Source organism: Oceanispirochaeta crateris, from assembly GCF_008329965.1.
Lineage (GTDB): Bacteria > Spirochaetota > Spirochaetia > DSM-2461 > DSM-2461 > Oceanispirochaeta > Oceanispirochaeta crateris.
In genome coordinates this window covers 922550-934971 of sequence record NZ_CP036150.1, presented here as the reverse complement: position 1 = coordinate 934971, position 12422 = coordinate 922550, and the positions used below count along the sequence as shown (strand labels likewise).

General features: G+C 39.8%; 15 protein-coding genes and 1 pseudogene. 10 read left to right on the top strand and 6 right to left on the bottom strand.

Going from position 1 to position 12422, the window contains the following annotated elements; genetic code table 11:
- Window positions 1-21 precede the first annotated feature (21 nt).
- Window positions 22-876 carry an IS3 family transposase gene (locus EXM22_RS04265; RefSeq protein ID WP_149485319.1) on the bottom strand — a complete coding sequence of 285 codons (855 nt, stop codon included), beginning with the start codon at window positions 874-876 and terminating at the stop codon, window positions 22-24.
- Window positions 861-1133 (bottom strand): transposase, encoded by a 273-nt coding sequence (locus EXM22_RS04260; RefSeq protein WP_168203337.1) that lies wholly within the window; start codon window positions 1131-1133, stop codon window positions 861-863. The genes EXM22_RS04265 and EXM22_RS04260 overlap by 16 nt, the downstream gene beginning before the upstream one ends.
- Window positions 1134-1176: 43 nt before the next feature.
- Between EXM22_RS04260 and EXM22_RS04255 the strand changes: the two genes are divergently transcribed.
- From EXM22_RS04255 to EXM22_RS04215, 10 genes and pseudogenes are all read left to right on the top strand, one after another.
- On the top strand, window positions 1177-1536 hold the full coding sequence (locus tag EXM22_RS04255) for a GNAT family N-acetyltransferase (RefSeq protein WP_168203336.1): 360 nt from the start codon (window positions 1177-1179) through the stop codon (window positions 1534-1536).
- 649 nt (window positions 1537-2185) lie between these two features.
- Window positions 2186-2977: a sulfite exporter TauE/SafE family protein gene (locus EXM22_RS04250; protein WP_149485316.1), complete on the top strand. Its 792-nt coding sequence runs from the start codon at window positions 2186-2188 to the stop codon at window positions 2975-2977.
- A gap of 124 nt (window positions 2978-3101) precedes the next feature.
- Window positions 3102-3419, top strand: coding sequence for a DUF4491 family protein (locus tag EXM22_RS04245; RefSeq protein WP_149485315.1), 318 nt, complete (start codon window positions 3102-3104; stop codon window positions 3417-3419).
- An 82-nt stretch (window positions 3420-3501) separates the two neighbouring features.
- On the top strand, window positions 3502-3702 hold the full coding sequence (locus tag EXM22_RS18315) for a hypothetical protein (RefSeq protein ID WP_210411552.1): 201 nt from the start codon (window positions 3502-3504) through the stop codon (window positions 3700-3702).
- Complete coding sequence (locus EXM22_RS18310; RefSeq protein WP_210411551.1) at window positions 3699-4007, top strand: GNAT family N-acetyltransferase; 309 nt, start codon at window positions 3699-3701, stop codon at window positions 4005-4007. Before EXM22_RS18315 ends, EXM22_RS18310 begins: the two co-directional genes overlap by 4 nt.
- A 139-nt stretch (window positions 4008-4146) precedes the next feature.
- On the top strand, window positions 4147-4326 hold the full coding sequence (locus EXM22_RS04235; RefSeq protein WP_149485314.1) for a hypothetical protein: 180 nt from the start codon (window positions 4147-4149) through the stop codon (window positions 4324-4326).
- A gap of 94 nt (window positions 4327-4420) precedes the next feature.
- On the top strand, window positions 4421-4855 hold the full coding sequence (locus EXM22_RS04230) for a cytidine deaminase (protein ID WP_149485313.1): 435 nt from the start codon (window positions 4421-4423) through the stop codon (window positions 4853-4855).
- Between the two features lie 73 nt (window positions 4856-4928).
- The gene (locus EXM22_RS04225) at window positions 4929-5540 is read left to right on the top strand and encodes a GNAT family N-acetyltransferase (RefSeq protein WP_168203335.1); all 612 of its coding nucleotides are present in this window, start codon (window positions 4929-4931) and stop codon (window positions 5538-5540) included.
- 122 nt (window positions 5541-5662) lie between these two features.
- The gene (locus EXM22_RS04220; RefSeq protein WP_210411550.1) at window positions 5663-6094 is read left to right on the top strand and encodes a GNAT family N-acetyltransferase; all 432 of its coding nucleotides are present in this window, start codon (window positions 5663-5665) and stop codon (window positions 6092-6094) included.
- Between the two features lie 246 nt (window positions 6095-6340).
- Window positions 6341-7424, top strand: a pseudogene (locus EXM22_RS04215) (IS3 family transposase).
- 240 nt (window positions 7425-7664) lie between these two features.
- Here EXM22_RS04215 and EXM22_RS04210 read toward each other — a convergent pair.
- The 4 genes from EXM22_RS04210 to EXM22_RS04195 form a co-directional block, all read right to left on the bottom strand.
- Window positions 7665-8213, bottom strand: coding sequence for a hypothetical protein (locus EXM22_RS04210; protein ID WP_149485311.1), 549 nt, complete (start codon window positions 8211-8213; stop codon window positions 7665-7667).
- Window positions 8194-9705, bottom strand: a complete 1512-nt coding sequence (locus tag EXM22_RS04205; RefSeq protein WP_168203334.1) for an RHS repeat-associated core domain-containing protein — start codon at window positions 9703-9705, stop codon at window positions 8194-8196. The genes EXM22_RS04210 and EXM22_RS04205 overlap by 20 nt, the downstream gene beginning before the upstream one ends.
- A gap of 528 nt (window positions 9706-10233) precedes the next feature.
- Entirely contained in the window at window positions 10234-10827 is a 594-nt protein-coding gene (locus EXM22_RS04200) for a hypothetical protein (protein ID WP_149485309.1), read from the bottom strand.
- Window positions 10824-12017 carry an RHS repeat-associated core domain-containing protein gene (locus EXM22_RS04195; protein WP_149485308.1) on the bottom strand — a complete coding sequence of 398 codons (1194 nt, stop codon included), beginning with the start codon at window positions 12015-12017 and terminating at the stop codon, window positions 10824-10826. Before EXM22_RS04195 ends, EXM22_RS04200 begins: the two co-directional genes overlap by 4 nt.
- Window positions 12018-12422: the final 405 nt, after the last annotated feature.

Genomic DNA, 12422 nt, shown 5'->3' with positions numbered 1-12422 from the left:
AACCGATCACTGACCTATCCCCTAGATTCGACCAGCAGCAGGTTTAGTTTTCAACTCATTTAGCTTACTCTCAAACTCTATCGGTGTCATTCCTTTTAATCGTTTTTGTGGCCTTTCAGTATTGTATTCAGTCCACCAATTTTCAATTATATCTCTAGCATCATTGATTGATTCAAAATAATGGGAATTTAAGCATTCATTTCTGAATGTCCCATTGAAGCTCTCAATATAGCAGTTGTCGGTTGGCTTTCCTGGCCTTGAAAAACTTATTCTGATTCCTTTCTCATAACACCATTTATCTAGTTCTTTGCTTCTAAACTCTGGTCCATTGTCACACTGTAAAGTTTCGGGATATCCATATTTCTCTCCAGCTCTATCTAGGATCTCAGAAACATGCCTCCCATTTATTGAAAATCCGGCATGAATGATTGGCGATCTGTTTGTCGTTGGATCAATCACAGTCAGGATTTTGAGTTTTCTCTGACTGGCAATGGAGTCACTAACAAAATCATTTGCCCATAACTTACCAGGAGTCTTAGGAATTACAGCAGGCTCTCTATTTTCTGATGAAATCTTCTTCCTACGCTTTCGTCTTTTAAGTTGCAATCCTAGCTCGTTATAGATCCTCTCCGTCCGCTTATGGTTTATAGACATATTATTCTGTCTCAATTTCAAATGGATCATTCCACAGCCATATTTTGAATTTCTTTTCAGAATCTTATATATCTCCTTAATGATTTCACCATCATCATTTGGCCTTGAATCATAAAGGTATGTAGATCGTGGTATTTGAACTAAACGGCATGCTCGTCTGATGGATAACCCGAAGCATTTTGTAACATGCTTAACAGCATCTTTTTTTACTCCGGGTCGCAGAACTTTTTTATGATTTCCTTTTGAGCCATATTATCCAGAGATAAGTTTGCAACAAGCTTTTTAAGATTTTCATTTTCCTGTTCAAGCTGCTTTAACCTAGCTATTTCTTTTGAAGACATATCTCCATATTTTTTCTTCCAAATATAAAAAGTATTCTCGCTAATCCCATATTCTCGGGCAATGTCCTTAATCTTCTTTCCTAGTTTTTGTTCACCCAGAATTCTTACAATCTGTTCTTCTGTAAATCTCTTTTTCATATCAGCCTCCATTGTATTTGTTGGCTGAAAACTAATCTAGATTGTGGTACTAATTATTGGGGATAGGTCAGTAGAGAATGCTCTTGCTGATTCCAACCATTCCATTTTTTTTCTCTATACACAAAACAATACTATTGTAGCGTTTGCATTTGGAAATATTTGTGCTGGACTAGAATCTGGAGCAGATTACTTATGGATGAATGAGCTTTATGTTAGCCCCAATTTCAGAAAACAAAATATTGCTTCAGAAATACTGGCGTTTATTGAAAAATGGTCAAAGAGTCTAAATATTAAATATATAGCATGTATTACCGGGGTGAATAATATTCCCGCACAGGATCTCTATAAAAAAAATGGATTTGAAATCAAGCTGACAAATTGGGTAGATAAATCAATTGAATAAAATTAAAAGCATATAACAAGAGATATATACTCTACAGCGCTACAGGCTTCACCTCGTGGACATTGTTCTCCAGCCCAATTCATACATTTCGAAAACAAGATATGCCAGAGGAACCTCATCAGAATGATCACATAAAAGAGAAATACATCTCTCTATTCCCACTAAATCACCACGGAAAAAGCTCTTGGGCTGACTGTAACTGAAGCTGCTGTAAATTGAGGTGTTTCAAGGAAAGTTTTATCCGAACTTACGAACAAAAAAAGAATCATTGAACCCGTTTATACATACATGGATACGCTTAGCTGCACACAAATAGGCGAACTTCAGTTCTTCACAGAATCTTCCATGATAAACAATGAGCTTCTGAAGTTAAGCTCTTAATTTTCCCTGTCAATGTCATTTTATATTGGCCAATACCACACGGAATAAGGGATGATGTGTATACTATAGATATTTTCAAGATCCATTCCGGGGCTTTATAAAAAGGGCTTATTCAATCAGGTTCTAAACCACTCATATCAAGGAATTTAATCGCGGATGTAAGATCTAAAGACAAGGTTGAGACAATTGCAGGAAGACACATCCTGTTGCTAGATGATTTTAAAGCCGGGACAATATTGAAGCAGATTGCCCAAAGCGAGAGTAAAGAATGATAAAGATAATAATGATCAGTATATCGGTTTTTGCCATTGGCCTTATCATGACCATGTCTGGCAGGGGTGGAGGCAATTTCTATGTACCATTGCTTGTTATTGCCGGATTAGGAATGCATCAGGCTGCGACCATGGGACAGTTTATTCTTATGATTGCAGCCATAACCGGAATGTTTGTGTTTAACAAGAAGAAAATGGTTGATTGGAAACTTGCTTTGGTTATTGATCCGCCAACAGATATAATGGCATTTGTGGGAGGATACTTTTCCAATTATATCAGCGGGGCTACATTAAAAATTGTGCTATCAGGCTTTCTTGTCTTAGCTGGAATATTTATGCTTATCAAGGTTAAGGAAAGGCCTATTCATACTGAGAAACAATTTGGTTATTGGCATAGAAAGTTTGGAGAAGAAGAATATGTCGTCAACTTGTGGTATACAATTCCAATCACGGCACTGGCTGGTTTAGTAGCAGGTTCTGTTGGTATTTCCGGTGGTTCATTCAAAATACCCTTAATGGTATTGCTATGTGGTGTCCCTATGCATATTGCTGTCGGTACATCCACAGCAATGGTTGCAGCAACGGCAATAATGGGTTTTTTAGGGCATACCATGCGGGGACACTTTGAACCTCAATTTGCCATCCCCTTAGCCATTGCAGCCATACTAGCCGGAATTTTCGGTGGAAAATTGGCGATTAAAACAAACCCCAAATATCTAAAACGGATTTTTGCTATTACAACATTTCTAGCCGCAATAGTCATGATAATAAATGTGCTGTCAATGTAATTTAGATTGAGTGACCCGTGTAAGAATTGATGCACAATGGTCAGCTCAGACTTCATTTAGTTGCTATTTGATTAACAAAATGAATATTTAGTTCTAAAATTATTTCTTTCGGGAGGTGTATATTATGTATATTGATGGCTTAGCGATAGGTTTTTTAGCATTTATGATCATAGGTGTACTTCATCCAGTCGTTATTAAAGGTGAATACTTCTTTGGAGTTAAGATATGGCCTTTATTCCTGGTTCTTGGATTATTATCATGCGGCCTTGCTGTCATTTTAAATATTGAGACACTACGATCAGGATTCGGGATTCTTGGTTTTTCTTTATTATGGAGTATCGGTGAATTATTCCATCAAAAACAAAGAGTAGAAAAAGGTTGGTTTCCAATGAATCCAAAAAGGAAATCTGAATATAATGTCACAAAAGATGGGATTCAATAGTCAAAACATGAAAGAATCTGTATTAATCAATTGAGCAAAAATGGTCTAGCAACTGGTTCAGACAGGAAATATGAAGGACTGTATGGATATAGTGAAAGCAAATGAACAGGATAGTCATTCTATTATAGATATGATTTCTAAATGTATAACATCCATGGAAGATCAGGGAATATATCAGTGGAATGAGGATTATCCGAGCTTTGAGTTGATCAAAAAAGATATAAAAGATGGCTGTGGCTATGTCATAAAGGATAGCATCGATGCATCGCTTACGCGGCAATGAACGAAAACCAACCCTCAGAGTATGGTCAGATTTCCTGGTCTACTCATGAGAATAAGATTTTAGTCGTACATCGATTATCTGTACATCCTGATTCGCAAGGAAAAGGAATTGCAAGAATATTCATGAATTTTATAAAGACTTTTGCTCAAAAGGAAAAATATTTATTTATCAGATTAGATGCTTATAGTGAAAATATTGCAGCCTTAAAGTTGTATGAAAGAATGGGCTACCAAAGGTTAGGACAAATATTTATTCCCTTTAAGGATTCTACATTTTATTGTTTCAATAAGATAATACAGAAATGAATGATTTCATAAGCCATTTTATGGAGAACACAGCTAAACAAAAATTTAAATAATTCAGTCCTAGATTCTAATGTATTTGGGGCTTTCTGCATCCACTCAATGTTGTTTTTAAGGTAGAATATTTAAAAGAGGAGTAATTATGTTTGATGATCTAAAAGGTAAAAACGTAATAGTACACTTTGGTGTTATAAGTGGAATTACAGATACAGTAAAAGGTTCTGTAATTCAGGTTGAAAATCTGTGGTTAAAAATCCAAACGAAAAAAAAGATAGAAATAATCAATTTGGGAAAAGTCAGTAGAATAACGATTATTGAATAGCAGAAAGTTCGGGAATCACTATTGAAATAGCCTTCCTGAACTGCGTATTTTCGCGGAAGACTCGCGTGAGACTAAATGATAAAAGAAGGAAAAGATGCAACAAAATGAGATAGCCCAGGTCCTATTCTCAAAAGCTAAAACTTTTATTGAAAATCGCTATCCAACGGGATGGGGAGGAGCTGCCGTATTACGAACAGTTAACAATAACTTCTTGATTAGCATCGCTATAGAAACATGCAACGCAGGGGCATCCCTTTGTATCGAAACTGGGGCTATTTGTGAAGCTCATAAATTGGATGAAGCAGTCACTCATTCTATTTGCGTTGTGAGGGATTCAGAAAAATCAGAATATAAGGTTTTAACTCCCTGTGGCATCTGCCAGGAAAGACTCATGTATTGGGATGATGTATACGTAGGAGTCACGGACTCTGATTCTCCACTGAAACTAGTCCCTCTCCGGGATCTTCAACCATTTCATTGGTCAAAGGCCTATGACAAAAAAGACATGGAGTTCTATTCTAACAGATAGTTATTATGCCGTTTTCAGCATCAAACGAGGTTTTTTCACTTCAAAGTGGTTGTCGATAACTGAGGAAAAAAATATGAAGTATGAAATAGAGATCATTCCAAGTAAACAAGAGCACCAGGATGAGGTGCTACAAATTTTCAATGATGGTTTTTCGTCTAAATTCCAGTTTGTAACTCAAAACAAAGATCAGCAATTATCATTTGCACGTGATTTTGCTCTCTTTCACCACGAATCTCAAAATTTGAATTTTGTTGCTGTTCTCAATGGACATGTAGCGGGGTTTTTATTACTGAAATTACCGATAAAACACAAATCAAAATCCAAAAAGGGACTTTCCAATCACGAACTTCTCCGTAAATATGGCCTGCTAGGCATCGTAAAGACAATACTCCTTGGTGCCACCTTTTACCATAAGATTAAAGAAGGAGAAGCATATATTGACACTCTGGGGGTGGCTCCAAAATACCGCGGTAAAGGGGTTGGTACCCAACTTATAAATTTTGCAGAGAGTATTGCCAGGCAGAAAGGTCTGTCGAGGCTGTCGCTATTAGTTATTTATGAAAACCCCAAAGCCCAAAAGCTATATGAGAGTTGCGGATTCCAGGTAAAATCTTCGCATTCTCACTGGTGGATGAAACGTTCAACAGGAATTAGTGGTTCCTATTATATGGAAAAAGAAATCTGAGATAAAAAGAGTATTATGTGCTGGGTAGATGTATGTAAAGCTCCGGTATACTCTCTTGCTCTATTACGGAATCAGAACAGGAACGATTGAACCAAGGTTTGATAAAAGAGGGAGTGTTCATTTTGAATATATCAAAGATGTCCATGACTGATTACAAAGATGCATTTAATCTTTGGTCGGAGACAGAAGGTATGGGATTAAGATCACTTGATGATTCTGAGTCAGGAATAAATGCCTTTTTACAGAGAAATCCAAACACAAACTTTGTCTGCAGAAAAGGGAAGGAACTAGTAGCTGTCATTTTATGTGGTCATGATGGTCGAAGAGGGTATATTTACCATGCCGTAGTACATCAGAACTACCATAGACAAGGTATCGGTAAAAGCCTCATCCACAAGGTCTTAACGGCTCTTGATGAGGAAGGAATAAAGAAAGTCGCCTTAGTTGTATTTGCAGAAAATCAGAAAGGGAATGACTTTTGGCAATCAATGGGTTTTATCAAAAGAAAAGACTTAAATTATCGTAACTTATCAATTGATGATGCAAATGTTTAAGACTCTGAGAGTGAATTGAATAGGCCCTTATCTGCGGGCTAAGGAAAGGCTATGGAGATTCGAAAATGAAATCTATCTGATTTGGAAGAAGTGATAAACATGGGCCGTCAAACTTATTATGATACTTTCTATTTAATGAATAATAAGAAAACGATGGCACAGTATCTTGAAGAAGTGTAATCCCCCCGAAAATTAGTGGTCGCCATATGTAGAAATAATCTTTATTCTATTTGAAGGAGTTTCTACATGAAGAAATCAAGATTTTCAGACAGCCAGATAATGGCTATTCTGAAAAAAGCAGAAAGTGGTGTACCTGTAACTGAGATTTGCAGGGATAACAATATCAGTTCGGCACTTTTTACCGGTGGCGATCCAAATATGGAGGCATGGATATATCCCTTCTTTCCAGAATGAAGGAACTGGAATCAGAAAATGCCAGACTTAAGAAGATGTATGCTGAAGAACGTCTGAAAGCAGAAATTGTACAGGATGCATTAGAAAAAAAGTGGTAAAGCCATCTCAACGCAAAGAGATGACCCAGTTTTATGTACAGCACCAGGATATAACGATTAATCTGGCGTGTAAAGCATTCAAAATCAGCGAAACATGCTACCGATATGAGCCTAAAATGTGATCAGAGAATGAGCTTATCGCTGACTGGCTGCTACGATTAACCACGACCTATAAACGATGGGGTTTCGGTCTTTGTTTTCTGTATTTGAGGAACGTGAAGAAGTATCCTTGGAATCATAAACGTGTTTATCGGATCTACCGTGAATTGGAATTGAATCTGAGAATTAAACCACGGAAACGGCTGAAACGTGATAAGCCAGATGCTCTGGACGTTCCTTCCAGACCTGATCAAGTTTGGTCAATGGATTTTATGACTGATACATTATCGGATGGTAGATCATTCCGGACATTCAATGTCATTGATGACTATAATCGCGAGGGATTGGCCATTGACGTTGACCTGTCATTACCTTCATTAAGAGTTGTTCGATCCCTTGATCAGCTTCTGGAGTGGCGAGAAAAGCCACTGGCTATCCGATGCGATAATGGTCCAGAGTATTGTAGCGGTGCATTACAGAATTGGGCTGAAAATAAAGGAATTGATTTGATATTCATACAGCCAGGAAAGCCGACTCAGAATGCTTATATTGAAAGATTTAACAGGACGGTTCGGCATGAATGGCTGGATTTGATCAATTTTGAATCAATTGAACATGCTCAAAAACTTGCTACAGATTGGTTATGGACATATAATAACGAGCGTCCTAATTCAGCTATTGGCGGCATTCCACCGAGAATGAAAAATCCGGTAGCTTAAGAAGCTCTACATATGACGCCCTCTATAAATGGGGGGGATTACACTGCTTCGCGGCCCTGTGCATCCCTTTTTGGTAGGGGGTGGATTGGGTTTTATGCTTTAAGTTTGACTGCCCTCCGGTGATTATTATGATTAATAAAAGAAGATTCATAACGAGTTTGTTGAACCTGTCACCCTCTCCGGTTGTGAAGCAGGAAGTTATCGGGCGCAGGTTAACACATGGTTATGGGGAATCCATTTTTAATCTAATTGAATAATATACTTAACCATTGTATTATTCGCAAAATCAAACTCCAAAAGTGCAAAAGAATCCACTTCTGTTTCGCCATTCTTATCAATAACTGGAGCTACTGCTGTTGGATCTTCTAAAATATCACCATTCAATCCAATAATACTTTTATAGATTTTCGAAGTTTCTGGTATTTCTGATAATGTATTACCATTTGCATCATAAACAGCCGTAGGAGTATATTTTGCAAGAATAAATCTTGTCTCATTTTTTACACCTACTAAATACCCAACTAAAACTAGCTCCTTTTCAGTACCAGAATAGTCTTTATAAGTTCTATTCGACTTATAATAGAATTGCACTGAATCGTAGTTATCTTCTACCTCTTTTTTTTGAGGGAACCAATCCCAAAAAAGAACATCAACTATCTTATAATTCTCTGAGCTTAATTCATTTGTATAAAATCCAATAGTTGACTCAGCAAAACAACTAGAAACAAGTAATGTAAGTAATAAAAGTAAGATAATTCTTTTAAAATATCTATTTTCTTGGTATTGCATTAAAGTTAATCCTTCCTTGAATATCAGGTTTTGTGCGTGTCGAATAAGGTACATAAGTTTGATTTATAGAGCCTGCTTGTGCAGGATAGATTTGGTTTGTATTGCCATTTCGTGCCGTCATCCAATCACCTTCTGTTGCATCAATAACTTGCGTGTTTGTTTCATTAACCGTGGAACCGACTCCGGCATTAACATGCTGGATTTTCTTTTTACCCCAGGAATAAAAATTCAAAATCCCAGGAGTTCCCTGATCAACTGACGACTTTGGATCTAATATCTCTATCCAAGGAACATCGCCGCTAGCCATAGTATTTGCAGTCATATCCCCGGTGTCAAATCCCATTTGCTCTAAAGCTAATAAAACTGATCCACTACAATCTGTTCCATCAGTACTATTCCCTCCTAAGTCATAAGGCGTACCTCTTAAATCCTTCATTTTATCAGAAAAATCATTCTCCATATTAGTTTGATAAAGTTGTTGATTGATAGCCTTATTATCCAACCATTCAGGTTTCGAAGAGGAAGAAGGTTGTGCACCAGTAATTGCATCAACATCATCAAGGCCACTTGGATCTACATATCTTAAAGGATTATTTGATGAGTAACTATACCAATTTACATTCTCTATCACAGAGAACCCACTCTTCAGATTCCCCTTATCCCCCATAGGATTAACCAACCCGAACCCCGCCGGGTCAGCACTAATCCACCGGCTTGTCATCGGATTCTGATACCTGGCACTCATGTAATAAAGCCCAGTCTCTTCATCCCACTCTTTGGAGGTAAAACGGAAGGGGATCTTGTCCAGGTTTTCAGCCTTCTGATCCTCAATCCACATCTCACCGTATGGGGTGTATTCCAGGTGTTCGTAGACCTCTCCGTCCGGGTCGGTTACCACATTCGATGACGATAAGTGGTCCGTGTGGTAGTAGTAGGTATTCAGTTTCTCGTAGCCCAGGTCGCTGTCCGGGAAGTTCAGCTTGGTGGCTATCCTGGTTTCTCCCACGTAGATGTTTTTGCTTTGCCTCAGGCCGTCCGTTGATTCGGTGTCACAGACGCTCCACATGCTGTCGAAGTAGAGGGTTTCTCCCAGGTCTGAGTACTTGAGGGTTCTTTCTCCGTCCTGGTCGTAGCGGTAGACGGTCCAGTGGTTGGGGTCTACCGTCGCTTTCAGGCGGTTCTCTTCATCCCATTCGAACTGGCGGCTGTAGACGTCATCGTCATCTCCGCCGTCTATGTCCCAGGCGAAGGCCTGGTTGGCTACCGTGACGTTGTCTCTGAAGTTGTATTCGGCCTGGTCGTAGTCCTGGAGGCTTCTGTGGCCTCCTACCCTTTCTTCTTCCAGGTTGCCGTTAAGGTCGTAGCGGTAGTACTTGTTGCCTATGACTTCTACCCTGTGAGGAGCGTCGGCGTAGTAGGAGTAGAAGTTGTCGTAGTCGAGGCTGCTCAGGCCGGAGCTGCTGGTGTCTTCGCTGCTTAGCTTGGTCAACATGTTTCTCCTTCTGGCAAAATCCCCACACAGTTTATCATGAGCAGGATCGGACGGGAACAGCACCTTGCTCAAACAGGTCCTCGCACCTGCGGTGCTGCGAAACTCGCCGGCGCCGTCCCCCTCCATCCTGTTCGGCTTTGTCCGCGGGTCGGGAAATGCCAGACCTCGTGGTGTGGGGTCGGACCATTCGGGGCCAGGACTCCTCGGAGCTTCGCTCCTGCGGGGTCAGCCTTCGGCTCCCCTACTGTTCCTTTTTGTCCTGTGAGGGCTGGGTGTTCGTTAATGGGGGTGGACTCTCCCGTTACAATTGCCCTTTTTATGTCCTTCGCTATGATATCAATATAATACCGGTCTCATTTGCATGCCGAAGGACTGACCGCTGCAGACATCTTACTACGATCATCCATTAACTTCATTCCGGCAGAAATGAAATGGAGAACCATAAGAAGTATGTTGAACCTGACGCCCACTCAGATTGTGAAGCAGGTTGTCTCGGGCGCAGGTTAACAGGTTCTTATGGATGTATAATTACTTTTCGGTAACAATATTCCCCATTTCAATCTCATTTACATATCCTGAATCATTAAACCGGAAGCTAAAACCGTATTCAAGGTCTCCTGAGAGGTCTGCAGGACGCTTACTTGTTCCAAAATCCCAATAGATAGCAGCGGTTAGTCCTTTGGGAGTAGCCTTTCCATCTTCAAATGTCCAGAACTCATCCTGCCAATATTTCTCTCCAGGAATATAGAATATAGCATTAGGATAGGCCATAGCCACTTCTTTTACGCTTGATCCGATCCCAATATCTCTAAATGTTCTAAACCTCTTCGTTATCTTCAAGTAATGAATCTCATAAAGACTAATAGTTTTCCCTCTAATAGGATATTTACTTGGTAGAACTAGCGTTTTTAATTCAAAACCATCACCTTTATTGGTAAACCATCCTCTCGTCTGGCCTTCTGAAAGAAAATTACTTTCAGAACCAAGACTCTCTAATACCTTGTTTGGCGAGTCATAATAGTTAATCGAAAAGCCGCGATCATGATCTATCAATGTCAACTCAACAACAGATTCTGCAAACAGGCATGATGTCGTAAACAAAAGGAATAATATCAGTCTCATTCTTCCTTCTCCCCAATCTTTATAACTCGATCAATTTTGTTCTGCCCATCTGTTGTGTAGTTTCGGTATTGATCATTATCACTAGTATCTATCTGGTTAATATCACTACCCGTTACTCCAGAGATACCGATTTCATGCTCTCCACCCTTACCAGGTCCCTTGGTAATATCACCTCGTCCTAAAAGATAAAAGTCATTGTCCTCATCCTTAACAGCATCATCGATAACTTTGGAAGAATCATTACCTGTATCCCGTGTGTCTTCCAGTACCGCTAAACCATCATCTGTAAAATCTTTAAGGAACTTATCCCTCTTCAATTTTCCGTCATCGTCGAAATAATCATTCATTTTATCGCTATCAAGTTTATCCTGCCAGTCAATTTTCTCAAGACCATTTTTAGCTCGATAATCATCAACGACACCTGACATACCAGAAAATGTACATCCTTCCTTTCCGAAAGGAGTTGTAGTATTAGGAATATTTCCAGTGAAACTCTGCATTGTATTTGTATTGAAATTAACTGGCTTAAAACCCGTCGGATCTAAATACTTAAGGGGATTGTTTTCAGTATAGCTATACCAGTTGATTGAACCGATTAATATAAACTGGCTGCTATTCGGATTAACAAGCTTAGCCCCAGCCGGATCTGCCGAAATCCACCTGCTCGTCATGGGATCCTGATACCTTGCAGACATGTAATAGAGGTTCGTCTCTTCATCCCACTCCTTGCCTGTAAAGCCGTAGGGAATCTTATCAAGGTCTTCCGTTGTCTGGTCTTCCACCCACATCTCACCGTATGGGGTGTACTCCAGGTGTTCGTAGACCTCACCGTCAGGATCTGTTACCACATTCGATGACAACTGGTGGACCGTGTGATAGTAGTAAGTGTTCAGTGTCTCGTAGCCTAGGTCGCTTTCCGGGAAGTTCAGCTTGGTGGATATCCTGGTTTCTCCCACGTAGATGTTCTTGCTCTGACTGAGGCCGTCAGTTGATTCTGTGCCGCAGACGCTCCACATGCTGTCGAAGAAGAAGGTTTCTTCCAGGTTGCCGTTAAGGTCGTAGCGATAGTACTTGTTAGCTATGACTTCTACCCTGTGAGGGGCGTCGGCATAGTAGGAGAAGGTGTTGTTGTAGTCGAGGGTGCTCAGGCCCGAGCTGCTGCTGTCTTTGCTGCTTAGCTTGATCAACATGTTTTCTATTTTATCATAAGAAAAGGTTGGCGTATATGAACTGTCCCGGGTTACTACTCCTCCGCCGTTGTGATAGTCGTAGTTTCCTACTGCCGAGGTGATCTGGTAGAAGTCACCGGAAGTGTTAGAGATGTTTTGATTTTGCTTAGCCAGCAGTGGTTTTCATCATAGATATAGTTGGTTTCCGTACCGTTGCCGTACTTATTGTAGACTCTCTGGCAACGGAAAGGGCTTGGATACCTTCCAGCTTACTCATGGGCTTATTCAAAAATAGTAGCGCTTAGCGCAATTAACCTTGTGCGCTATTATTAATCATGATCAAAAAATTCAAAGATGATTTGACAAAAAGTGTTAGGAAACATCCCTGATCCACAACCAGTCAAGTCTCATTTATCAGCAGTATGT

Excerpts from the sequence above, each read along its gene's own strand:
- EXM22_RS04260 (WP_168203337.1), bottom strand. The coding sequence starts at position 1,133 with ATGAAAAAGAGATTTACAGAAGAACAGATTGTAAGAATTCTGGGTGAA.
- EXM22_RS04230 (WP_149485313.1), top strand. The coding sequence starts at position 4,421 with ATGCAACAAAATGAGATAGCCCAGGTCCTATTCTCAAAAGCTAAAACT.
- EXM22_RS04210 (WP_149485311.1), bottom strand. The coding sequence starts at position 8,213 with ATGCAATACCAAGAAAATAGATATTTTAAAAGAATTATCTTACTTTTA.
- EXM22_RS04225 (WP_168203335.1), top strand. The coding sequence starts at position 4,929 with ATGAAGTATGAAATAGAGATCATTCCAAGTAAACAAGAGCACCAGGAT.
- EXM22_RS04205 (WP_168203334.1), bottom strand. The coding sequence starts at position 9,705 with ATGTTGACCAAGCTAAGCAGCGAAGACACCAGCAGCTCCGGCCTGAGC.
- EXM22_RS18310 (WP_210411551.1), top strand. The coding sequence starts at position 3,699 with ATGAACGAAAACCAACCCTCAGAGTATGGTCAGATTTCCTGGTCTACT.
- EXM22_RS04250 (WP_149485316.1), top strand. The coding sequence starts at position 2,186 with ATGATAAAGATAATAATGATCAGTATATCGGTTTTTGCCATTGGCCTT.
- EXM22_RS04195 (WP_149485308.1), bottom strand. The coding sequence starts at position 12,017 with ATGTTGATCAAGCTAAGCAGCAAAGACAGCAGCAGCTCGGGCCTGAGC.
- EXM22_RS04245 (WP_149485315.1), top strand. The coding sequence starts at position 3,102 with ATGTATATTGATGGCTTAGCGATAGGTTTTTTAGCATTTATGATCATA.
- EXM22_RS04200 (WP_149485309.1), bottom strand. The coding sequence starts at position 10,827 with ATGAGACTGATATTATTCCTTTTGTTTACGACATCATGCCTGTTTGCA.
- EXM22_RS18315 (WP_210411552.1), top strand. The coding sequence starts at position 3,502 with ATGGATATAGTGAAAGCAAATGAACAGGATAGTCATTCTATTATAGAT.
- EXM22_RS04235 (WP_149485314.1), top strand. The coding sequence starts at position 4,147 with ATGTTTGATGATCTAAAAGGTAAAAACGTAATAGTACACTTTGGTGTT.